18 protein-coding genes are annotated in these 21552 nt (G+C 70.1%); 5 read left to right on the forward strand and 13 right to left on the reverse strand.

The features are described from left to right. Positions 1-53 precede the first annotated feature (53 nt). Entirely contained in the window at positions 54-467 is a 414-nt protein-coding gene (locus tag ACZ5PP_RS04175; protein ID WP_287470438.1) for a GNAT family N-acetyltransferase, read from the forward strand. Between the two features lie 49 nt (positions 468-516). On the opposite strand, the gene ACZ5PP_RS04180 is transcribed toward ACZ5PP_RS04175, so the two are convergent. Then, a complete protein-coding gene (locus ACZ5PP_RS04180; protein WP_287470437.1) occupies positions 517-1068 on the reverse strand; it encodes a CIA30 family protein in 552 nt (183 codons plus the stop codon). Positions 1069-1382: 314 nt separating this feature from the next. Here ACZ5PP_RS04180 and ACZ5PP_RS04185 point away from each other — a divergent pair, with 314 nt between their 5' ends. Together ACZ5PP_RS04185 and ACZ5PP_RS04190 are read left to right on the forward strand one after the other, a co-directional pair. After that, the gene (locus ACZ5PP_RS04185) at positions 1383-3422 is read left to right on the forward strand and encodes a zinc metalloprotease (protein ID WP_464826787.1); all 2040 of its coding nucleotides are present in this window, start codon (positions 1383-1385) and stop codon (positions 3420-3422) included. Between the two features lie 233 nt (positions 3423-3655). Then, complete coding sequence (locus ACZ5PP_RS04190; protein WP_287470436.1) at positions 3656-4753, forward strand: NADH:flavin oxidoreductase/NADH oxidase; 1098 nt, start codon at positions 3656-3658, stop codon at positions 4751-4753. 71 nt (positions 4754-4824) lie between these two features. Here ACZ5PP_RS04190 and ACZ5PP_RS04195 read toward each other — a convergent pair whose 3' ends face one another. From ACZ5PP_RS04195 to ACZ5PP_RS04230, 8 genes are read right to left on the reverse strand one after another with little or no spacing between them, the layout of a single operon-like run. Further along, on the reverse strand, positions 4825-6393 hold the full coding sequence (locus tag ACZ5PP_RS04195; protein WP_012585524.1) for an acyl CoA:acetate/3-ketoacid CoA transferase: 1569 nt from the start codon (positions 6391-6393) through the stop codon (positions 4825-4827). Positions 6394-6450: 57 nt separating this feature from the next. After that, entirely contained in the window at positions 6451-8238 is a 1788-nt protein-coding gene (locus tag ACZ5PP_RS04200) for an acyl-CoA dehydrogenase (RefSeq protein WP_464826788.1), read from the reverse strand. A 37-nt stretch (positions 8239-8275) separates the two neighbouring features. Further along, a complete protein-coding gene (locus ACZ5PP_RS04205) occupies positions 8276-8695 on the reverse strand; it encodes an acyl-CoA thioesterase (protein WP_012585526.1) in 420 nt (139 codons plus the stop codon). A gap of 13 nt (positions 8696-8708) precedes the next feature. Beyond that, positions 8709-9476: a 3-hydroxyacyl-CoA dehydrogenase gene (locus ACZ5PP_RS04210; RefSeq protein ID WP_287470434.1), complete on the reverse strand. Its 768-nt coding sequence runs from the start codon at positions 9474-9476 to the stop codon at positions 8709-8711. A gap of 20 nt (positions 9477-9496) precedes the next feature. Further along, positions 9497-10768, reverse strand: a complete 1272-nt coding sequence (locus ACZ5PP_RS04215; RefSeq protein WP_464826789.1) for a thiolase family protein — start codon at positions 10766-10768, stop codon at positions 9497-9499. Beyond that, on the reverse strand, positions 10765-11535 hold the full coding sequence (locus tag ACZ5PP_RS04220; RefSeq protein ID WP_273421977.1) for a crotonase/enoyl-CoA hydratase family protein: 771 nt from the start codon (positions 11533-11535) through the stop codon (positions 10765-10767). Before ACZ5PP_RS04220 ends, ACZ5PP_RS04215 begins: the two co-directional genes overlap by 4 nt. A gap of 23 nt (positions 11536-11558) precedes the next feature. Further along, entirely contained in the window at positions 11559-13436 is a 1878-nt protein-coding gene (locus ACZ5PP_RS04225) for a feruloyl-CoA synthase (protein WP_273421975.1), read from the reverse strand. A 39-nt stretch (positions 13437-13475) separates the two neighbouring features. Next, entirely contained in the window at positions 13476-14615 is a 1140-nt protein-coding gene (locus ACZ5PP_RS04230; protein WP_273421974.1) for an ABC transporter substrate-binding protein, read from the reverse strand. Positions 14616-14902: 287 nt separating this feature from the next. On the opposite strand from ACZ5PP_RS04230, the gene ACZ5PP_RS04235 reads away from it, so the two are divergent. Then, positions 14903-15796: a TetR/AcrR family transcriptional regulator gene (locus ACZ5PP_RS04235; protein ID WP_144312164.1), complete on the forward strand. Its 894-nt coding sequence runs from the start codon at positions 14903-14905 to the stop codon at positions 15794-15796. Positions 15797-15821: 25 nt separating this feature from the next. Here the strand turns inward: ACZ5PP_RS04235 and ACZ5PP_RS04240 are convergent, their stop codons facing one another. Continuing rightward, positions 15822-16355, reverse strand: coding sequence for a PadR family transcriptional regulator (locus ACZ5PP_RS04240; protein WP_464826790.1), 534 nt, complete (start codon positions 16353-16355; stop codon positions 15822-15824). A gap of 222 nt (positions 16356-16577) precedes the next feature. Between ACZ5PP_RS04240 and ACZ5PP_RS04245 the strand changes: the two genes are divergently transcribed. Next, positions 16578-19481 (forward strand): crotonase/enoyl-CoA hydratase family protein, encoded by a 2904-nt coding sequence (locus ACZ5PP_RS04245; RefSeq protein ID WP_464826791.1) that lies wholly within the window; start codon positions 16578-16580, stop codon positions 19479-19481. A 179-nt stretch (positions 19482-19660) separates the two neighbouring features. Here ACZ5PP_RS04245 and ACZ5PP_RS04250 read toward each other — a convergent pair whose 3' ends face one another. Genes ACZ5PP_RS04250 through ACZ5PP_RS04260 form a run of 3 tightly spaced genes read right to left on the reverse strand, consistent with a single transcriptional unit; the run spans position 19661 to position 21546 of the window. Then, complete coding sequence (locus ACZ5PP_RS04250; protein WP_004306142.1) at positions 19661-20002, reverse strand: zinc ribbon domain-containing protein YjdM; 342 nt, start codon at positions 20000-20002, stop codon at positions 19661-19663. Between the two features lie 55 nt (positions 20003-20057). Continuing rightward, positions 20058-20789, reverse strand: coding sequence for an ankyrin repeat domain-containing protein (locus tag ACZ5PP_RS04255; protein WP_464826792.1), 732 nt, complete (start codon positions 20787-20789; stop codon positions 20058-20060). Continuing rightward, positions 20770-21546, reverse strand: coding sequence for a TatD family hydrolase (locus tag ACZ5PP_RS04260; protein WP_464826793.1), 777 nt, complete (start codon positions 21544-21546; stop codon positions 20770-20772). Before ACZ5PP_RS04260 ends, ACZ5PP_RS04255 begins: the two co-directional genes overlap by 20 nt. Positions 21547-21552 lie beyond the last annotated feature (6 nt).

Genomic DNA, 21552 nt, shown 5'->3' on the forward strand with positions numbered 1-21552 from the left:
GGACGGCGGCCGCCGCCTTCTCCATCCCTCCACGCCTCCCGGATCACCCAAGCATGTCACCGAACGCCGTCATTTCCCTGTCCGATCGGGTCGAGCACGACGAGGTGCTCGCGCTCTACGTCGCCAACCGCTGGTCCTCGGCCGAGAAGCCCGATGTGCTGCTGCGCGCGCTGCGCGATTCGCATGCGCTGGCGACCGCGCGCGTGGACGGGCGGCTGGTGGGGCTGGTCAATGCGATCTCGGACGGGCATCTGGTGGCGTATTTCCCGCACATGCTGGTGTTGCCGGCGTTCCAGCGCCAGGGCATCGGGCGCCGCCTGATGGCGGCGATGCTCGCGCGCTATCGCGACTTCCACCAACTGATGCTGACCGCCGACGGCGACGCGGTGGCCTTCTACGAGGCGATGGGCTTCACCCGCGCAGGGCGCACGGTGGCGATGTGGATCTACGCGGGGAAGGATCACTGAGGGGGTGGCCGAGGCGTCCGCTCTGGCGAAGGGGCTCGCCGCGCCTCGCTCAACCCCCTGCTTCTGCACGGTCGCGCAGCATCCAGATCCCCCGGACCGCGAGCTCGAAGCCGCCGAATTGCCGGTCGGCGATCATCAGCCCCACCTGCTCGATGCGCGCCCCATGCAGCGACGGTGCGTCAGGCACCGGACGACCGCGCCAGGTGGGCCGAAAATCGGCCAGGGCCAGGCGCACCCGGGTCCACAAGCCGGCCGGGGGCGCGAAGGCAGCCTGGTAATTGACGCCGTCGAAGCCGCGGTCGGTGCGCAGGGCCAGCTTGTAGCGGCGGCCGTCGCCGCGCACTTCGAGTTCGATGGCGTCGCGGTCGCCCGCGTCGAGCCCCTCGTTGCCGAACCCGCCGGGCGCGGGCGGCGCCAGGGCGCTGCGCACCGAGGCGAAGCCGCCGTTGTTGTCCGCCGACACCGTCCCGGCAAACAGCGCATGGCCGGCGGAATCGAAGCGCAAGGCGCTGCGCGACACGCCGCCCATGACGCGGTCGTCGATCGCCGACCAGGTGACGACCGACTCGGGACGGTCGAAGAGGAACAGGGGCAGGGACATCGTTAAATTATGCACCCGCGACGGAGCACCCGGCATGGCCTGGCAGAATCCGCACCGCACACGTGCCTTGACTCGCGACCGTCCTTATCTATGCTGAATTACCGATTACGAATCAGCGTGTTACCGACGCACGGCGCTGGCGTCCCGGCCCTTGGCCGGGAGTGCGTGCGCGATCCTTTGCAGCGGCATCCGCAAGCCGCTGCCCTTGGCCGGGCCTCCCTTCCGCCTCCGTATCGACGTGTGAGCAGGCCGGTGTGCCGCGAGGCGTACCGAGCCGAAGCGGGCTCGGCTGCATCCATCGAGAGGAGGCCATCATGGCGAGGACCAAGGACAAGGAACCTTCCGAGCAACGGCGTCAGCGCACTTGCGCAACGATGGAAGAGCATCGCCGGCTCGCCTACCTCTATCCCGAATATCGCCGCAGGCGCCGGGAGATCGAGCTCGAGACGCGCCAGTTCATCGCGCGCTACGCCGCCGAGGGCCTGCGCACCGGGATCGTGCGCATCCCGGTGGTGGTGCATGTGGTGTGGAACACCGCGGCGCAGAACGTGAGCGATGCGCAGATCCAGTCGCAGATCGACGTGCTGAACGCCGATTTCCGCCGCACGAACGCGGACGCCGCGAGCGTGCCGGCCCACTTCGCCGGCGTGGCCGCGGACGCCCGCATCGAGTTCGCGCTCGCCGTGCGCGACCCCAACTGCGGCGCGACCACCGGCATCACGCGCACGAACACGGCGACGACCGGCTTCACCCGGGCGACCCGAAACAACGTCAAGTCGGCGACCACCGGCGGGGCCGATCCGTGGCCTTCGGACCGCTACCTCAACATGTGGGTGGCCAACTTCACCGACGACCTGCTCGGCTTCGCCACCTTCCCCGGCGGCCCGGCGGCGCTCGACGGCTTCGTCGTCGATACGCAGGCCTTCGGGACGATGGGCACGGCCGCCGCGCCTTTCAACCTCGGCCGTACCGCCACCCACGAGATCGGGCACTGGCTCAACCTCATCCACATCTGGGGCGACGACACCGCGCAGCCCGACCAGTGCAGCGGCACCGACATGTGCGCCGACACACCCAACCAGGCGGACGAGACCTACGGCAATCCTGCGGGCATCCGCATCTCCTGCGGCAACGGGCCCAACGGCGACATGTACATGAACTACATGGACTACACCGACGACGTCGGCATGTTCATGTTCTCCCAGGACCAGGTGACCCGCATGAACGCGACGCTGATGGTCGCGCGCACCGGCATCCTGGCCTCCGACGGGCTGGTCCCGGTAGGCGGCGGCTCGCCCGCGCCCGACCTGTGGATGCAGGACAACGCCGACGACGTCGGCGCCGAGCCGGATGCGAGCACCAACCCGATGTGGATCAGCGACGACATCTGGGTGCGCAACGTCGCCGACGGCCTCACCAACCAGGACCACCAGAACCCCAACGGCGAGCAGACGAACTACGTCTATGTGCGCGTGCGCAACCGCGGCTGTGCCGGCGCCGCGGCGCAGAGCGGCACGCTCAAGCTGTATTGGGCGAAGGCGTCGAGCTCGCTGTCGTGGCCGGCGCCCTGGGACGGCAGCGTGGCCAGCCCGGCGCTGATGGGCGGGCTCGTCGGCAGCCAGGCGGTGAGCGTGAACGGCGGCGACACCGAGATCGTGGAGTTCGCGTGGACGCCGCCGGATCCTTCGGACTATGCGGCCTTCGGCGCGGACAAGGCGCACTTCTGCCTGCTCGCCCGCATCGAGACCTCCGCCACCGCGCCCTTCGGCATGAGCTTCGCCGAGACTGCCAACCTCTACGCCAACGTGCAGAACAACAACAACATCGTGTGGAAGAACATCTCCATCGTCGACACCGACGGCGACGGGGCGCGCCACGCGGACGTGGTGATCGGGCGCTTCACGCGCGAACGGCGCGCCACGCGGCTGCTGTTCCGCACGCCGAAGCGGCGCGGCTTCTCGCTGTTCGACTGGGGCCACCTGATGGTCGAGTTCCGCGGCGAGGCCCTGCTCGAATGGGTGAAGGAGGGCGTGAAGGGCGATGGCTTCGAGCGCCTGCAGGACGGGCGCCTGTTCATCGCGCGTGCGGGCGCGGAGGTCGTCGGCCCGCCGCTCAAGCCCGGCAGCTTCGGCACCGTGCATGTGCAGTTCGTGCCCGATGGCCGGCGCCCGACCGGCGCCCAGGTCTTCGAGCTCGATCTGATCGAGCTCGACGCCAAGGGGCGCGCCGTCGGTGGGCAGCGCCTGCTGCTGAAGACCGGCCGTGCGCCCGCGAAGCCTTGCTGCCGACGTGAAGCGGGAAGCTTCGACGGCGTCAACTGGACGCCGGACTCGACCTGCCGATGCGGCTGCTGAGGGGTTTGCCGCCCCGGTCGTCCGCGGGCGAAGTGCGAACGGCCCGAGCGTCGCCAGGCGCCGGGCCGTTCGCTTGTGCCTTTGGAGCCGAGGCAATGCCGAGTGGACGCGCGCAGCGCTCGTCCGCTACCTTCCAGCCCTCGTTCGGCCCGTCGGCCGCACAATCCCTTCGCTCATCTTTCCCCATCCGGCCGCCACGCGGCCTGCATCGCCCCTTCGGAACCACATCGCTCATGACCGCCCTCTTCCAGCCCTTCAAGCTCAAGGACCTCACCCTGCGCAACCGTATCGCCATCCCGCCGATGTGCCAGTACTCAGCCACCGACGGCGTGGTCAACGACTGGCACCGCGTACACTACCCCGCGCTCGCGCGCGGTGGCGCCGGGCTGCTGATCGTCGAGGCCACCGCGGTGTCGCCCGAGGGCCGCATCACGCCGGGCTGCCTCGGCCTGTGGAACGACACGCAGGCCGCCGCACTGGCGCCGATCGCGGCCTCGATCAAGGCCGCAGGCGCGGTGCCCGGGATCCAGATCGGCCACGCCGGTCGCAAGGCCAGCGCAAACCGGCCGTGGGAGGGCGACGACCACATCGCCGCCGACGATGCGCGCGGCTGGCAGACCCTGTCGCCCTCGGCCACGGCCTTCGGCGCCCACCTGCCCAAGCTGCCGCGCGAGATGACGGTGGACGACATCGCCCGCGTGCGCGCGGACTTCGTCGCCGCCGCGAAGCGCGCACGCGCGGCCGGCTTCGAATGGCTGGAGCTGCACTTCGCCCACGGCTACCTCGGCCAGTGCTTCTTCTCGGTGCACGCCAACCAGCGCAGCGACGCCTACGGCGGCAGCTTCGAGAACCGCAGCCGCTTCCTCATCGAGACCGTGCGCGCGGTGCGCGCGGTGTGGCCGGAGAACCTGCCGCTGACGGTGCGCTTCGGCGTCATCGAATACGACGGCCGCGACGAGGAGACGCTCGCCGAGTCGATCGAGCTCGCGCGCAGCTTCAAGCGCGAGGGCCTGGACTTTCTCAACGTCAGCGTCGGCTTCTCGACCCTGAAGGCCAGGGTGCCCTGGGGTCCCGCCTTCCTCGCCCCGGTCGCCGAACGCGTGCGCCGCGAGGCCGGGCTGCCGGTGGCCGCGGCCTGGGGCATCGACAACCCGGTGATCGCCGACGCCTGCGTGCGCGACGGGCAGCTCGATCTGGTGATGGTGGGCCGCGCCCACCTCGCCAACCCGCACTGGCCGATGCATGCCGCGCGCGCCCTGGGCGTCGAGCGCCCGACCTGGGTGCTGCCGGCACCCTACGCGCACTGGCTGGAGCGCTACGCGGGGGCTTGAGGCGAAGCAGCGGCGCAGGCGGCCGCGGCCGGGTTTCACCCCGGGCGGCCGCCCGGGGTCGAGCCCGCGTCTCAGCTGTGCAGGATCTCGTAAAGCCGGCCCCAGCGCTCGCTGAAGATGCCGGCGTCCATCTCGCGCACGCGCTCCATGCGCGGCACGAAGTCCATGTGGGCGAGGATGTCGCGCTCGATGTCGACGCCGGGCGCCACCTCGAGCAGTTCCATGCCGCCCTCGCGGGTGAGCTGGAACACTGCGCGCTCGGTGACGTACATCACCGTCTGCCCCACCCCGGCGGCGTAGTGGCCGCTGAAGGTGATCTGCTCGACGTGGTCGAGGAACTTGCGGCTCGTGCCCTCGCGGACGATCTCGAGGCGGCCGTCGGCGGCGCGGATCTCCAGCCCGCCGGCGGTGAAGGCGCCGCAGAACACCACCTTCTTGGCGTTCTGGGTGATGTTGATGAAGCCCCCGCAGCCCACCGGCCGGCCGCTGAACTTGGAGACATTCACGTTGCCATGGACGTCGGTCTGGGCGAGCCCGAGGAAGGCCACGTCGAGGCCGCCGCCGTCGTAGAAGTCGAACTGGTAGCCCGGGTCGATGGTCGCATCGGCGTTGCTGGCGTGGGCGAAGTCGAGCCCGTCGGCGGGGATGCCGCCGATCGGGCCGGTCTCCAGGGTCAAGGCCATGAGGTCCTGCACGCCCTCCTCGGCCGCGATCGAGGCGATGCCGGCGGGCACGCCGATGCCGAGGTTCACGATCGCGCCGTGGCCGAGCTCGACCGCGGCGCGGCGGGCGATGATCTTGCGTTCGTCGAGCGGCAGCCGGCGCAGCGAACCGACCGGCACGCGGATGTCGCCGGCGAAGGCGCGGTTGTACTGCGTGCCCATGGTCTGCATGTGGTTCTCGGGACGGCCCACGACGACGTGGTCCACCAGGATGCCCGGCACCTTGACCTGCTTCGGATGCAGGGTGCCGTTCTGCACCACCTGCAGCACCTGCGCGATGACGATGCCGCCGTTGCGCTTCGCGGCCTGGGCGATCGAGATCGACTCGTTGAAGATGCCCTCGTCCTCGACCGTGAGGTTGCCGTTCTCGTCGGCGGTGGTGCCGCGGATCAGCGCGACGTCGATCCGCGGCGCGCGGTAGAACAGCCACTCCTGCCCGTCGAAGTCGACGCGCTCGACGATCTCCTCGCTGGTGGCCGAGTTGAGCTTGCCGCCCTCGATGCGCGGATCGACGAAGGTCTCCAGGCCGACCTTGGTGATCAGCCCGGGGCGGCCTGCCGCCATCTCGCGCGGCAGCACCACCAGCACGCCCTGCGGCAGATTGTAGGCCTCGATGCGGCTGTCCATGATCAGCTGCATCAGCACCGGCCCGCCCACGCCGAAGTGGCCGCCGACGATGCGCTTGATCATGCCCGGCTGGGTGAGGTGGAAGATGCCCTTGTTCTTGCCGTTGCCGAGCCCGCAGGCGTGCCAGATCGTCATGTCGCGCGGATGACCGGTGGCCTCGAAGCGCTCGCGGATCGAGATCGCGACCTCCTCGGCGAAGCCCGCCAGGCCCACGCCGCTGCAATACAGCGTGGCGCCGTCCTTGATCAGCTTGCCCGCCTCGGCGGCGGGAATGACTTTCGATTTCGACATTGGTCCAGTTCCAATTTTTGCACCCGGCAAGGCATCGGCCTGCCGGGCGGACGGTGATCAGAAGGCCGCTTCGTCGAAGCGGGTCAGTGCACCGCCGGCCTCGCGCACGGTGGCGGCATGGGCCGCGGCCTGCGGGCCCAGGGTCGCCATGTAGAAGCGCGCGAGTTCGACGATGCCGTCCAGGTACACCGGGTCGCCCTCGCCCGCCGCCTGCCGCGCGCGCGCCGCCAGCGCGGCACGCCCGAGCTGCCAGCCGCCGCACACGGTACCGAGCAGGTGCAGGAAGGGCACCGCGCCGGCGAGCACCTCGCCAAGCTGCTCGCGGCCGTTGGCGAGGATCCAGTCGGTCGCCGACTCGAGCGCGTCGATCGCCGCGCCCTGGCCGTCGCCGAGCTCGGCGAGCCCCGCGGCCGAGAGCGCCGTGGCGCTCGCGCGCAACTCGACGATCAGCTCGCGCAGCGTGGCGCCGCCCTCGCGCAGGATCTTGCGCCCCACCAGATCGTTGGCCTGGATGCCGGTGGTGCCCTCGTAGATGGTGATGATGCGGGCGTCGCGGAAGTGCTGCGCGACTCCGGTCTCCTCGACGAAGCCCATGCCGCCGAAGACCTGGATGGCCTCGTCGCACACGTCGTTGCCGAGCTCGGTGCACCAGCCCTTGGCCACCGGCATCAGCAGGTCGACGTAGCGGCGGTGCTTGTCCGCCACCGCGGCATCGGGGTGGTGGTGGGCGATGTCGAACCAGCCGGCGGCGGTGTAGAGCAGCGTACGCATCGCCATCACCCGCGCCCGCATCGACAGCAGCATGCGCTTGACGTCGGGGTGGCACAGGATGGGCCGGCCCGCGGCCCCGCTCACCGCGTCGCGCCCCTGCACGCGCTCGCGGGCGTAACCGAGCGCCATCTGGTAGGCGCGCTCGGCGAGCGCCGCGCCCTGCACGCCGACGCCGAAGCGCGCCTCGTTCATCATCACGAACATGACCTCGAGGCCGCGGTTGGGCTCGCCCACCAGCCAGCCGATCGCGCCGCCGCCCTCGCCGAAGCTGAGCGTGCAGGTCGGGCTGCCGTGGATGCCCATCTTGTGTTCGATCGAGATGCAGCGCACGTCGTTGCGCGCACCCAGGCTGCCATCGGGCTCGACGAGGAACTTGGGGACGATGAAGAGCGACAGCCCCTTCACCCCCGCCGGTGCGTCGGGCAGGCGGGCGAGCACCAGGTGGACGATGTTGGGCGTGAGCTCGTGCTCGCCGTAGGAGATGAAGATCTTCTGCCCGAACAGCTTGTAGCTGCCGTCGGCCTGCGGTTCGGCGCGGGTGCGCGTGGCGGCGAGGTCGGAGCCCGCCTGCGGCTCGGTCAGGTTCATCGTGCTGCCCCACTCGCCGCTCACCACCTTGGGCAGCCAGGTGCGCTTCTGCTCCGCGCTGGCGGCGATCCGCAGCGCCTCGGCCTGGCCCTGGTTGAGGATGGGCAGCATGGTGAAGGCCATGTTGGCGGCGTTCCACATCTCCATCACCGGCGTGGACACCAGCTTGGGCAGTCCTTGGCCGCCGAACTCGACCGGCAGCGACAGGCCGAGCCAGCCCGCGGCACAGAACTGCGCATAGGCCTGCTGCCAGCCCTCGGGGGTGGCGACGCGGCCGCCCTCCAGCAAGCGGCAGCCCTGCTCGTCGCCCGCGCGGTTCAGCGGCGCCAGCACGCCGGCGGCGAAGCGGCCGGCTTCCTCGAGGACGGCGCCGATCACGTCGGCGCTGGCCTCCTCGCAGCCGGGCAGGCGGGCGATGTCGTCGAGCCCGGCGAGCTCGGCGAGGATGAACTGCATGTCCCGCAAGGGGGGCTGGTAGTCGTACATCCGGAGTCTCCTCTCTGTCGTTCTTGTTCTCGCGCGCTCAGCTGCAGGCGGCGCGGAGATCCTCGGGGATCGGAATTGCCTTGATGCGCAGGGGATCCTCCGGGTCCTGGACCGCGAACACGCGCACCTCCCTGCCCTCGCACAGCACGGTGTCGCCGCGCCGCGCGACGTGACGCATCACGAAGCTCTTGCCGCCCCAGTCCTCGACCCAGGACTCGATCTCGATGTCCTCGCCATAGGTGGCCGAGTTGCGGAACTTCGCCTGCGCGTCGACCAGGGGCGCGCCGATGATGCCGCGCGTAGCCGTGGTCTCGCGCCAGCTCGGCACGCCGCAGGCGGTGCAGAACTCGCGGAAGGCGGTGTCGAACCACTTGAAGTAGTTGGCGAAGAACACGATCTGCGCGGGGTCGCAGTCGCTGAAGGCGATGCGCATGCGGTGGAGGTGGCGGCGTGCCATGGCGGGCCCCGTCTCAGCGCGCGGCCAGGCGCACCGCGCCGTCTAGCCGGATCGTCTCGCCGTTGAGCATCACGTTGTCGATGATGCTCAGCGCCAGCTTGGCGAACTCCTCGGGCTCGCCGAGGCGCGGCGGGAAGGGCGTGTTCTCGCCGAGCGACTTCTGCACCTCGGGCGGCAGGCCGCGCATCATCGGGGTGATGAACAGGCCCGGCGCGATCGTCATCACGCGGATGCCGAAACGCGCGAGTTCGCGCGCGATCGGCAGCGTCATCGACACGATGCCGCCCTTCGAGGCCGCGTAGGCGGCCTGGCCGATCTGGCCCTCGTAGGCCGCGACCGAGGCGGTGTTCACGATCACGCCGCGCTCGCCGTCGGCCTGCGGCACCCCCTTGCTCATCGCCTCGGCGGCGAGCCGGATCATGTTGAAGGTGCCGATCAGGTTGATGCGGATCGAGCGCTCGAAGTCGGCGAGCGGCTGCGCGCCCTCCTTGCCGAGCACCTTGCCGGCGTTGCCGATGCCGGCGCAGTTGACCAACCCCTGCAGGCCGCCGAAGCGGCTCACCGCCAGGTCCACCGCCGCGCGCGCGTCCGCCTCGGCGGAGACGTCGGTGCGGGCGAAGGCGGCGCGCTCGCCGAGCGCGGCGGCGAGCGTCTCGCCCTGCCCGGCATTGAGGTCGGCGATCACCACGTTGGCGCCGGCGCCATGCAGCGCGCGCACGGTGGCCTCGCCCAGCCCGGAGGCACCGCCGGTGACGATGAAGGTATTGCCTGCGAATCTCATTGCGTTCTCCCGGTCGCCGCTCAGGCGACGTTCTCCACGATCACCGCCACGCCCTGGCCGCCGCCGGCGCAGGCCGAGGCCACGCCATACTGCAGCCCGGCGGCACGCACGGCGCGCGCCACGGTGTGGGTCAGGCGCACGCCCGAGGCGCCGAGCGGGTGGCCGATGGCGATCGCGCCGCCGTTCACGTTGGCCTTGTCGCGGTCGAGCGCGAGCTCGCGCTCGCAGGCGAGGTACTGCGCGCCGAAGGCCTCGTTGATCTCGACGCGACCGATGTCCTCGACCGCGATGCCGGCCAGCCGTGCGGCGGCGCGGATCGCCGGCGCCGGGCCGATGCCCATGATCTCGGGCGGCACCGCCACCGCCGCGCCCGCCACCACCCGGGCCAGCGGCTGCAGCCCGTGGGCGCGCACCCAGTCGCCGCGCGCCACCAGCACCGCCGCCGCGCCATCGACGATGGCCGAGCTGTTGCCGCCGGTCTGCACGCCACCAAAGGCGGGCTTGAGCTTCTGCAGGATCTCGAGCGCGGTCGGCCGCACGTGGCCGTCGCGATCGCACACGCTGGCGCGATCGGCGAGGCGGATGCCGCGCGGCTTGTAGCCGTCGAGCTCCCAGGTCTCGTTCGCCAGCGCGCTCACCTCGTCTCCGAACCAGCCTGCCTCCCAGGCCGCCACGCCGCGGGCGAAGCTCTGCGCGGCGAAGCGGTCGACCTCGTCGCGGTCGATGCCATAGCGCACCGCGAGGTTCTCGGCGGTGCCGCCCATCGAGGTCTTCGGTGCGGTGTCCAGCGTGGCCTCCCAGAGGAAGTCCTTGAACTCGACCTGCCCCATGCGGAAGCCCGCGCGGTGGGTGTAGGCCGCCACCGGGTTGCGCGACATCGACTCGGCGCCGACGCAGAGCACGACGTTCGCCTTGCCGAGCGTGATGTGGTCGGCGGCGGTGAGGATGGTGTCGAAGCCGGTGCAGCACAGGCGCTGCACCAGCAGGGCCGGCACGTCGGGATTCACGCCCGAGTACAGCCCGATGTGGCGCGGCAGGTAGTAGGCGTCGAAGCTCGACTGCGCCATGTTGCCGGCGACGATCGCGTCGACCTCGGCGGCGGGGATCCCGCTGTCGGCGAACAGCGCGCGCGCCGCGGCGATGCCGAGGTCGGTCGGCGAGACGTCGCGCAGCACGGTGTTGTAGTCGGCGAACGGCGTGCGGCGGCCGGCCACCAGCCAGATGTCGTCGTAGGCGAGGCCGCGCGCGGCCGCCTCCGACTCGGCGAAGTTACCCATGCCCTGCTTGCTCATTGACGTGCTCCCTGGCCCTTGCGCTGGAGGAATTCGCCGATGCGTGCGGCGATCTCGGGGTTGGTCTGGACGACCGCGGCGGTCAGCGACTCGACGAAGAAGCCGTCGTCGCTGGCCATGTTGTCGATGCGGGCGATCGCGGTGACCATCGCCCAGTTGGCCATCGGCGCGTTCTCGGCGACGCGGCGCGCGAGCTCCTGCGCCTTGGCGAGCGTCTCGCCCGCGCCCACGAGGTAGTGCGACAGGCCGAGGCGCTGGCCCTCGTCGGCGTCGAGGATGCGGCCGGTGAGCATCATTTCGCACATGCGCCCGGCGCCCACGATCTTCGCCACGCGCACCGAGGCGCCCCCGCCGACGTAGATGCCGTGGCGGCCTTCGGGCAGCTGGTAGATCGTGCTGGGCTCGGCGACGCGGATGTGCGCCGCGGTGGCCAGCTCTAGCCCACCGCCGATCACCGCGCCCTGCATCGCGGCGATCACCGGGATGCCGCCGTTCTGGATGCGGGCGAAGATGCGGTGCCAGGACTGCGAGTGCAGCATGGTGCCGAAGGCGTCGCGGTGCTGGTGCTCGGAGAGGTCCAACCCCGCGCAGAAGTGCTTGCCCTCGCCCGCCAGGATGATGGCGCGGGTGCCCTCGGGGGTGGCGACCAGCGCCGCCTCGAGCGCCGCGAGCAGGCGGTCGCTGATCGCGTTGCGCTTATCCGGACGGGCCAGCAGGAGGGTGTAGATGTCGTCCTCGGACGTGGTCTTGACGAGCTGTTCGGTCATTGCTTGTTCCCTTTCGATGAAAATCACGCCGCCGGATGGACCGTGATGACGGTCTTGTCGAGCACGTCGGCGTAGAGGAACTCGACCAGGTCTGCGCGGCGGGTCAGCACCGCGCGCTGGTTGATGTATCCCTTGTCGGTGATCTCCCCGGCCTCGACCGAGGGCGGCTCCGCCATCAGGATGGCGCGCGTGGGATGGGTGGAGGAGCCCCCGCCCTTCTTGATCATCGCCGCCATGCCCTGCGCGACGCGGCTGCGGATCGCCGGGTTGAGCAGCAGGTCGATGATGTCGGCGTCGGGTGCCAGATGCGGGCACAGGCGGCGGCATTCGGGCAGGTTGGGGAAGATCAGGAAGCCGATCTCGTCGCGGTCGTGGCCGGTGACGACGATGTCCTGCGCGATCGGCGACATGGCGTCGATCCCCGCCACCCGCACCGAGCCCACATGCACCCAGGTGCCGGTGAGGAGCTTGAAGTCCTCGCCGACGCGGCCGTCGTAGAGCAGGCCGCGCTCGGGGTGCGCCGCATCGACGAACTCGACGGCGTCGCCGATCAGGTAGTACCCCTCGTCGTCGAAGGACTTCGCGGTCAGCTCGGGCTGCTTCCAGTAGCCGGTGAAGACGTTGGGCCCCCTGACCCGCACCTCGAGCTTGCCGTGCGAGGGCACGAGCTTGAGCTCGGTGCCGGGCACCGGCACCCCGATCACGCCCGCGCGCACCGCCTGGAAGTGGCAGTCCGTAGCCAGCGGCGCGGTCTCGGTGGAGCCCCACGAGGACACCATGGGGATGCGCGCGCCGACGCTCGCCTCGGACAACGCCTCGAGCTCGTTCCAGAGGTGCTGCGGCAGTGCCGCACCGGCGTACATGATCACCTGCAGGCGGCGGAAGAAGCGCTCGCGCAGGGCGGCGTCCTGGCGCAGGTGGGGCACCAGCATGTCGTAGGCGCGCGGCACGCTGAAATAGATCGTCGGCGACACCTCGCGCAGGTTGCGCAGGGTCTTCTCGATCAGCGCGGGCGTGGGCTTGCCGTCGTCGATGTAGAAGCTGCCGCCCCAGCGCAGCACCATGTTGAAGTCGTGGTTGCCGCCGAAGGTGTGGCTCCACGGCAGCCACTCGCACACTACCGGGCGGTTGCTGCGCAGGAAGGGCCACACCAGCTCCTTGGCGAGCTGGTTCGAGCACATCATGCGCTGGGTGTTGATGACCGCCTTCGGCGTGCCCACCGAACCCGAGGTGAACAGGAACTTGGCGATGGTGTCGGGGCCGACCGCAGCGAAGGCCGCCATGACGGCCGCCTCGTCGGCCTTCGCAGCGGCCTGCGCCTCGATCTGCGCGATGGGCAGCACGCCGGGCTGCGGCTGGCTGCGACTGCCGGCGACGACGACACCGTCGTGCAGGTCGGCCACCGCCGCGATCGCGGGCAGGAAGCGCTCGATCGGGTCGGCGAAGACCACGCCCGGGCGCAGCAGCTCGAAGTTGCCGCGCAGCTTGCCGAAGTCCTTCGACATCAGCGAGTTGCCCGGCGAGATCGGCGCCACCGGCACGCCGACGTGCATCGCCGCCAGCGCCAGCAGGGCATGCTCGATGGCGTTGTCCGAGAGGATCACCACCGGCCGCTCGGCCGAGAGCTTCTGGCCGAGCAGCCAGGAGGCGATCGCCACGACGCGGCGGCGGGCCTCGCCATAGCTGAGCCGATCCCATTCGCCGGCGGCGTTGCGCTCGGCGAGGAAGACCTCGTCGGGCTGCACCGCGGCCCAGTGCTCCAGCCAGTCGCCCACGCAGCGCGGGATCGCATCCGGCAGCTCGATGCCCGAACGCAGGATGCGGTCGCCGTTGGGCCGGTGCCGGATGATCAGGTCCGGGTCGGCGAACAGGCGTGCAGCGTCGCGAATGATCTCAGCCATGGCCTCGTCTCCTCCTTTTAGCGTCGCGGCGGCTCGCACTTACTGCGCGACCAGCTTGTAGGCGCCGCCTTCGATGCGGATCAGCACGCGGGAACGGTCGTCCAGGCCGAAGTGGTCGTTCGGGGTCATGTTGAACACCCCATGCACGCCCACCACCTCCTTGCTCGCCTCGAGCGCATCGCGCAGCGCGGCGCGGAACTCGGCGGTACCGGGCGCGCCCTTGGCCTTTGCCGCGGGCACTGCGGCCTCGATCAGGCGGAAGGCGTCGTGGGCATAGCCGGCAAAGGCGGAGAAGCTGCCCGCGCCGTACTGGGCCTCGTACTTCGTGACGAAATCGACACCGGAGGCCTTGGAGGGATGGCTGTCGGGAAGCTGCCTGACGACCGAGACCGGCCCCACCGGGAGGATCGCGCCCTCGGCCGCCTTGCCGGCAACGCCGAGGAAGGCCTGGTTGGCGGCGGCGTGGGTCTGGTAGATCTGGCCCTTGTAGCCGCGCTCGACCAGCGCGCCCTGCGGCAGCGCGGCGGGGCTGCCCGAACCGGCGACCAGCACGGCATCCGGGCGCGCCGTGGTGAGCTTGAGCACCTGGCCAGTCACCGAGGTGTCGTTGCGGTTGTAGCGCTCGACCACGGTGAGCTGGATACCGGCCGCCCCGGCGTGCTTGGTCACCGAGTTCAGCCAGTCCTCGCCGTAGGCGTCCGAGAAGCCGATGAAGCCGAGCGTCTTGTAGCCCTTGGACTTCATGTGCTCGACCAGCGCGCTCGCCATCACCTCGTTCTGCTGCGGCGTGCGGAAGACCCACTCGTTGCGCTCGACCGGCAGGGACACCGGGCTCATCGTCACCAGCGGGGTCTTGGTCTCGTGCGCCACCTCGGCCATCGCGGCGGTGGCCGGGGTGCTGGACGAACCGATGATCGCATCCACGCGGTCCTCGGTGACCAGGCGGCGGGCATTCTTGGTGGCCACGGTGGGATCGGTGGCGTCGTCCAGCACGACCAGCTTGACCTTTTCGCCGCCGATCTCGGTCGGCAGCAGGGCGAAGGCGTTCTTCTCGGGGATGCCGAGCGAGGCGGCCGGGCCGGTGGCCGAGAGCGAGACCCCGATGGTGATGTCGGCGAACGCAGCGGAGCTGAGGGTGAAGGTGGCGGAGAGCGCGACGACGAGCTTGGCGAGTTTCATGTTTCCTCCAATTGGCTGGTGTGGTGACCGCTACGGCAAGGGCCGGCGGAAAGTCGGCTGCTCTCTCGCGGGACTGCAGCTCTTCTAGGCTGTGCGCAAGATATCGCTTCACTAACTACCTTGTCAAACACTTGTTCAATTACTTTTTCGATTGACCTTCGGGCATCATCTACCGGAACATCCAGCCGTCCCCCAGGGCCACGAAGCCGCGCGTTGAGCTCGCTTTTCGCTGCGATGCGGCGGAAAATCCGCTCCGGATGAGAGACACGACCCGAAACGAAACCCCCATGAACGCAGCACGACCCGACGGCGCCGCAATGGCGCCCATGACCGACACGGAGGCCGCGATCCTCCAGCTCGCGCGCGAGGCGCCCGAGCTCGGCCAGGTCGCGGTGGCGGAACGGCTCCGCAGCGAAGGCCTGCGGATCTCGCCCTCGGGCGTGCGCTACCTCTGGCAGAAGCACGGCCTCGAGACTGCGGTGAAGCGCCTGCACGCGCTGGAGGAAGGCAGGGGCGCGGAGGCACTGACGGAGGCGCAGCGCCGCCTGCTCGAGCGCGGCCTGCTCACCGAGCGCCTGGCGCGCGGCGAGCAGGCGGAGGACGGAGCGGGCAAAGAGCAGGAGCCGACCGAGCGCCGCCGGCTGATCCTGGATGCAGCTGCACGCCTGTTCTCCGCAGAGGGCTACGACCGCACCTCGATCCGCGACATCGCACGCAACGTCGGCCTGCTGCCCGGCTCGGTCTATCACTACTTCCCGTCCAAGCGCGAGCTCTTCCTCGCCGTTCATCGCGAGGGCTTCGAGCACACGCTTGAGCGCGTCCGTGAAGCGGCCGCGAGCGGTGGCGATCCCTGGGAATGCCTGCGGCGCGCCTGCGAAGCCCACGTCGAAGGCATCGTTGGGGGCACCTCGGTGGATCGCCTGGCGGGGAGCAACCTGGCGACCGCGCAGAACGACGAGCTGCTCAACGAGATCCGTCCCCATCGTGCCGCCTACGAGACCGTGTTCAAGACACTGATCGACGCCCTGCCCCTGCGCGCGGGAACCGATCGCTCGCTGCTGCGCCTGTTCCTGCTGGGCGGGATGAACTGGGTCTATCTCTGGTACCGAGAGGGCAAGCGCTCGCCGCGCGAGATCGCCGACGCGATGGTCGACATGCTGCGCAGCGGCGTGCAGCCCTGAGCGACGCGCGTCCGCCGCGCGGCGCTCATTCCCCCAGCACGCCGATGGCTTCGTCGTACCAGGCGATCCAGCCCTGCTCGTACTGGATGCCGGCCTTCAGGATGAGGTGGTGGATGCGCCGCTGGCGGGTGGGCTCGACCTCGGCGGGAAAGTCGCGCGCCTCGATGGCGCGATAGGCGCGCAGCTTGTCGGCGTGGAGCGCGCGACGGCGATCGAGTTCGGGCAGCAGGCCGAGCGGCCCGGTGACCGCGTCGGCGCGCAGGCGGACCATGAACTCGTCGCGCAACTCGGGCAGGGGCGAGGCCTCGGCGGCCCAGCGCATCAGCTCGTCGCGCCCGGTGGGCAGCACGCTGTAGCTGCGCTTGCGGGTGCGGCCGGCGTCGGGGTCGGCGTCGGAGCGGATCCACCCCGCCTTCTCCATGCGGCCGAGCTCGCGGTAGATCTGCTGATGCGTGGCCTGCCAGAAGTGGCCGATGGACTTGTCGAAACGCCGTGCGAGCTCGTAGCCGGACGAGGGTTGTTCGAGCAGCGAGGTGAGCAGGGCATGGGCGAGCGACATGCACGAAGTCTAGCCGCGCGCAGCAGGAGCATGCAACGCGTTGCATAGTTGGCGCGAATCTTCTACAGTCCTGCAACTGGTTGCATAGTCGGACGGCCGGTGGGCGGCGCAGGCCTGCCCCTGCCCCGCGCGTCTCTCCCTCCCCTCTCCCGCGCGCGGGGCAGCCCCTCCCCTGCCGCCCGGCCATGCGACCAGCCCCGATAAAAATCCGCGAGCGAGACGATGGCCACCTATCCGAACCTGTTCCGTCCCCTGGACCTCGGCTTCACCACCCTGCCCAACCGCTTCCTGATGGGCTCGATGCATGTCGGCCTGGAAGAGGCCGAGGGGGGGGTCGAGCGCATGGCCGCGTTCTACGCCGAGCGGGTGCGCGGCGGCGTAGGGCTGATCGTCACCGGCGGCATCGCCCCCAACCTCGAGGGCCGGCCGTGGAGCGGCGGCGCCACGCTGACGACTTCCGAAGAGGCGGCCCGCCATCGCGTGATCACCGACGCGGTGCACCGCGAGGGCGGCAAGATCGCGCTGCAGATCCTGCACTTCGGCCGCTACGCCTATCACCCCGAGCTGGTCGCACCGAGCCCGATCCAGGCCCCGATCGCGCCCTTCGTACCGCGGGAACTCTCCGCCGCCGACGTCGAGCGCACGATCGAGGACTTCGTACGCTGCGCCGAACTCGCCCGCGAAGGCGGCTACGACGGCGTCGAGATCATGGGCTCCGAGGGCTACCTGATCAACGAGTTCATCGTCGCCCATACCAACAAGCGCACGGACGCATGGGGCGGCGCCTTCGAGAACCGCATCCGCTTCGCCACCGAGATCGTGCGCCGCACGCGCGCGCGCCTCGGGCGCGAGTTCATCCTCATCTTCCGCCTGTCGCTGCTCGACCTGGTCGAGGACGGCTCCACCTTCGAGGAGGTGGTGCAGCTCGCGCAGGCGATCGAGGCCGCCGGCGCCACGCTGATCAACAGCGGCATCGGCTGGCACGAGGCGCGCATCCCCACCATCGCCACCTGCGTGCCGCGCGCCGGTTTCGCCTGGGTGACGCAGAAACTCAAGGACCATGTCGGCATCCCGCTGATCGCCACCAACCGCATCAACACGCCCGAAATCGCCGAGAGCATCCTCGCCGAGGGCAAGGCCGACATGGTGTCGATGGCGCGGCCTTTCCTGGCCGACCCGGACTTCGTGCGCAAGGCTGCGGAAGGCCGTGGCGCCGACATCAACACCTGCATCGCCTGCAACCAGGCCTGCCTGGACCATACCTTCGCCGGCAAGATCACCTCCTGCCTGGTGAACCCGCGCGCCTGCCACGAGACCGAGCTGGTGATCGAGCCGACCACGGCCCCGCGCAGGATCGCGGTGGTCGGCGCCGGCCCGGCGGGCCTGGCCTTCGCCACCACCGCCGCCGAGCGCGGGCACAAGGTCGTGCTGTTCGAGGCCGGGGCGCGCATCGGCGGGCAGTTCAACATCGCGATGCAGATCCCGGGCAAGGAGGAATTCGCCGAGACCCTGCGCTACTTCGGGCGCCGCATCGAACAGACCGGGGTCGCGCTGAAGCTGAACACCCGCGTCTCGGCCGCCGAGCTGGCCGGGAAGTTCGACGAGGTCGTGCTCGCCACCGGCATCGTGCCGCGCGTGCCGGAGATCGAGGGCGTGGATCATCCCAAGGTGCTCGGCTACCTCGACGTGCTGCGGGACAGCAAGCCCGTCGGCCGTCGCGTCGCCATCCTGGGCGCGGGCGGCATCGGCTTCGACGTCGCGGAGTACCTGAGCCACGAGGGGATCAGCCCCAGCCTCGCGCCGGCGAAGTTCTACGCCGAATGGGGCATCGACGCGCGCTATGCGAACCGCGGCGGGCTCACCCGCCCCCAGCTCGAAACCGCGCCGCGCGAGATCGTGCTGCTGCAGCGCAAGGCGAGCAAGGTCGGAGAGGGCCTGGGCAAGACCACCGGCTGGATCCACCGCACCGCGCTGAAGAACCGCGGCGTGCGGATGATCGCGGGCGTCACCTACCGCCGCATCGATGACGCCGGCCTGCACGTGAGCATCGGCGGCAAGGACGAGGTGCTGGCGGTCGACAACGTGATCCTGTGCACCGGCCAGGAGCCGCAGCGCGAGTTGCAGGCCGCGCTGGTCGAGGCCGGCATGCGGGTGCATCTGATCGGCGGCGCGGACGTGGCCGCCGAGCTCGACGCCAAGCGCGCGATCAAGCAGGGCATCGAGTTGGCGGCCAGCATCGAGAAGGCGGCATCCGCCCCTGCACTGCTCGCCGGCCAGCTCCCCGCCTCTCCCGGCGGCGCCGGCATCCCCCTGCCGCAGTTCGACACCCTGCGCATCGGCCTCGATGGCCAGGTCGCGCTGGTGACGCTGAACCGCCCCGACAAGGCCAACGCGATGAACCTGCAGATGTGGCAGGACCTGCGCGCCGCGATGCAGTGGGTGGATCGCACGCCCGCGGTGCGCGTGGCGGTGCTGCACGGCGCCGGCGCCAACTTCTGCGCCGGCATCGACCTGCAGATGATGATGGGCATCCTGCCCATGGTGAAGGACGCCTGCGAGGCGCGCACGCGCGAGAACCTGCGCAACCTGATCCTCGACCTGCAGGACACGCTCACCAGCCTGGAGCGCTGCCGCAAGCCGGTGCTCGCCGCCATCCACGGCGCCTGCGTGGGCGGCGGCGTGGACCTGGTGGCCTGCGCCGACATGCGCTACTGCGCGGCGGGGACGTATTTCTCGGTCAAGGAGGTCGACCTCGGCATGGTCGCCGACGTCGGCAGCCTGCAGCGCCTGCCACGCCTGATCGGCGAAGGCATGGTGCGCGAGCTCGCCTACACCGGGCGCCGGGTGGACGGCGCGGAGGCCGGGCGGATCGGCCTGGTGAATCGGGTCTTCGACACGCCCGAGGCCCTGATGGAGGGGGTGATGCAGCTCGCGCAAGCCATCGCCGCCAAGTCGCCGCTGGCGATCCGCGGCACCAAGGACATGCTCAACCACGCCCGCGACCACAGCGTCGCCGACGGTCTCGACCGCGTCGCCACCTGGAACGCCGCGATGCTGCTGTCCGACGACCTGCAGGCGGCGATCCGCGCAGGCCTCACCAAGCAGCCACCGAAATTCCGCGACTGAACGCGGTCTGAGGGCATGGGTGCGCGTGCGTTATGTCCGTGGCGCGCTGCAGGAGCGACGCAAATCGCGATTGCAGCGTCTCCGCCCTCCCCCACGCCCCTCACCACCGTGCCGTGCGATCGCGACTTGCGTCGCTCCTACAAGACCGGCGCGGTTGCGGAGCGTTTCCTGACGACCGATCAATTCTTCTTCACGAACTCCGACTTCAGCTTCATCGCGCCGATGCCGTCGATCTTGCAGTCGATGTCGTGGTCGCCCTCGACCAGGCGGATGTTCTTCACCTTGGTGCCGACCTTGACGACCAGGGACGAGCCCTTGACCTTGAGGTCCTTGATCACGGTGACGCTGTCGCCGTCCTGAAGCACGTTTCCGTTGGCGTCCTTCCACACCTTGTGCGCCTCGGTGGCCTCGGCTGCAGCGAGCTTCGGCCATTCGTGGGCGCATTCGGGGCAGACGAAGTTGTCGCCGTCCTCGTAGGTGTATTCGGAATTGCAGGCGGGGCACCTGGGCAGGCTGCTCATTTCGTTTCCTGATGGATTGGAGCGCAGGCGGCGCGACGGCCGCCCGGATGGGGAATCATTCGATCGTGATCTTCATCGCCGGCGGACGGATGCCGCGGCGCTTGCGCTCGGCCTGGATCAGTTCGGCGATGTTGGTGTTGTTGTTCTGCAGCGCCCAGGCGTCGGCCGAAAGGCCGGCGTCGTTGAGCGCGTTGAGATCGGTCTGTGGCAGCGCGAGCAGGCGGCGGACCACGTCGATGTGGCCGTTGCGCGCCGCCAGCATCAGCGGCGTGGCCTTGTTGGGCGCGGGTGCATTGACGTCGGCGCCGGCGGCGAGGATGTCGGCGATCAGCTTGTCGCGGCCCTCGAAGGCGGCGTAGTGCAGCGGCGCCCAGCCGTCGTGCGCAACCACGGCGCCGGCCTTGATGAGCGCGCGTGCAACGTCCTCGTGGCCGCGCAGCACGGCCAGCATCAGCGCGGAGTCGCCCGCCGGGTTGCGGTAGTCGAGGCGGGCGCGGTTCTTCGCCAGCGCCTCCACGGCCGCGGTGTGGCCCTCGCGCGCGGCGAGGATCAGCAAGGTGTTGCCCTGCGCGTCGACGGTATCGGGGTCGAGGCCGCGCTGGATCAGGCTGACGAGTTCCTTCGCGTCGCCCATGCTGGCGGCGGAGAGCGCGTCGTCGAGGGTGGCGGCGAGCGCGGCATGCGAAGCCAGGCCGCCGGCGACGAAGGCCGCGGCGAGGACGAGGCGGCGCAGCCCATGTACCGGAGTGCGGGAGGGCGTGCGGAGATCAGGCAGGTCTTTGTGCATGGCGGAAGAGACGGAAGAAGTTGTCGGTGGTGGCTTGCTCGACCTGCGCCAGCGGGAGCTCGCGCAGGCGGGCGATCTCCTCGGCGACATGGACGACCCAGCCGGGCTCGTTGGTCTTGCCGCGGTGCGGCACCGGGGCGAGATAGGGGGAATCGGTCTCGATCAGCAGGCGCTCGAGCGGCACGCGGCGGGCAACCTCCTTGAGCTCCTTCGCGTTGCGAAAGCTCACGATGCCCGAGAACGAGATGTAGAAGCCGAGCTCGAGCGCAGCCTCGGCCACCTCCCAGCTCTCGGTGAAGCAGTGCATCACTCCGCCGGCCTCGCCGGCCCCCTCCTCGCGCATCAGGCGCAGGGTGTCCGCGGCGGCGTTGCGGGTGTGGACGACCAGCGGCTTGCCCGTCGCACGCGCCGCGCGGATGTGCACCCGAAAGCGCTCCCGCTGCCACTCGGGCGCGTCCTTGTGCCAGTAATAGTCCAGCCCGGTCTCGCCGATCGCCACCACGCGCGGGTGGTCCGCGAGCGCGACGAGGCGGGCGACGTCCGGCTCCTCGCAATCGGCATTGTCCGGATGCACGCCGACCGAGGCCCACAGGTGGGCGTGGCGCTCGGCGAGCTCACGCACACGCGGGAATTCCTCCAGCCGTACGCCGATGCACAGCGCGGTGCCGACGCCGTTGGCCGCCATGGTGGCGAGGATCTCGTCCTCGCGCTCGGCGAGGCCGGGAAAATCGAGATGACAGTGTGAATCGACGAACATCCGGGT

It is taken from the genome of Thauera sp. DNT-1 (assembly GCF_055393985.1).

What these genes read in the sequence shown, in the direction of transcription:
- ACZ5PP_RS04220 (WP_273421977.1), bottom strand. Translation starts at nt 11,535, where the DNA reads ATGACCGAACAGCTCGTCAAGACCACGTCCGAGGACGACATCTACACC.
- ACZ5PP_RS04175 (WP_287470438.1), top strand. Translation starts at nt 54, where the DNA reads ATGTCACCGAACGCCGTCATTTCCCTGTCCGATCGGGTCGAGCACGAC.
- ACZ5PP_RS04190 (WP_287470436.1), top strand. Translation starts at nt 3,656, where the DNA reads ATGACCGCCCTCTTCCAGCCCTTCAAGCTCAAGGACCTCACCCTGCGC.
- ACZ5PP_RS04255 (WP_464826792.1), bottom strand. Translation starts at nt 20,789, where the DNA reads ATGCACAAAGACCTGCCTGATCTCCGCACGCCCTCCCGCACTCCGGTA.
- ACZ5PP_RS04180 (WP_287470437.1), bottom strand. Translation starts at nt 1,068, where the DNA reads ATGTCCCTGCCCCTGTTCCTCTTCGACCGTCCCGAGTCGGTCGTCACC.
- ACZ5PP_RS04210 (WP_287470434.1), bottom strand. Translation starts at nt 9,476, where the DNA reads ATGAGATTCGCAGGCAATACCTTCATCGTCACCGGCGGTGCCTCCGGG.
- ACZ5PP_RS04240 (WP_464826790.1), bottom strand. Translation starts at nt 16,355, where the DNA reads ATGTCGCTCGCCCATGCCCTGCTCACCTCGCTGCTCGAACAACCCTCG.
- ACZ5PP_RS04225 (WP_273421975.1), bottom strand. Translation starts at nt 13,436, where the DNA reads ATGGCTGAGATCATTCGCGACGCTGCACGCCTGTTCGCCGACCCGGAC.
- ACZ5PP_RS04185 (WP_464826787.1), top strand. Translation starts at nt 1,383, where the DNA reads ATGGCGAGGACCAAGGACAAGGAACCTTCCGAGCAACGGCGTCAGCGC.
- ACZ5PP_RS04215 (WP_464826789.1), bottom strand. Translation starts at nt 10,768, where the DNA reads ATGAGCAAGCAGGGCATGGGTAACTTCGCCGAGTCGGAGGCGGCCGCG.
- ACZ5PP_RS04205 (WP_012585526.1), bottom strand. Translation starts at nt 8,695, where the DNA reads ATGGCACGCCGCCACCTCCACCGCATGCGCATCGCCTTCAGCGACTGC.
- ACZ5PP_RS04260 (WP_464826793.1), bottom strand. Translation starts at nt 21,546, where the DNA reads ATGTTCGTCGATTCACACTGTCATCTCGATTTTCCCGGCCTCGCCGAG.
- ACZ5PP_RS04245 (WP_464826791.1), top strand. Translation starts at nt 16,578, where the DNA reads ATGGCCACCTATCCGAACCTGTTCCGTCCCCTGGACCTCGGCTTCACC.
- ACZ5PP_RS04230 (WP_273421974.1), bottom strand. Translation starts at nt 14,615, where the DNA reads ATGAAACTCGCCAAGCTCGTCGTCGCGCTCTCCGCCACCTTCACCCTC.
- ACZ5PP_RS04195 (WP_012585524.1), bottom strand. Translation starts at nt 6,393, where the DNA reads ATGTCGAAATCGAAAGTCATTCCCGCCGCCGAGGCGGGCAAGCTGATC.
- ACZ5PP_RS04235 (WP_144312164.1), top strand. Translation starts at nt 14,903, where the DNA reads ATGAACGCAGCACGACCCGACGGCGCCGCAATGGCGCCCATGACCGAC.
- ACZ5PP_RS04250 (WP_004306142.1), bottom strand. Translation starts at nt 20,002, where the DNA reads ATGAGCAGCCTGCCCAGGTGCCCCGCCTGCAATTCCGAATACACCTAC.
- ACZ5PP_RS04200 (WP_464826788.1), bottom strand. Translation starts at nt 8,238, where the DNA reads ATGTACGACTACCAGCCCCCCTTGCGGGACATGCAGTTCATCCTCGCC.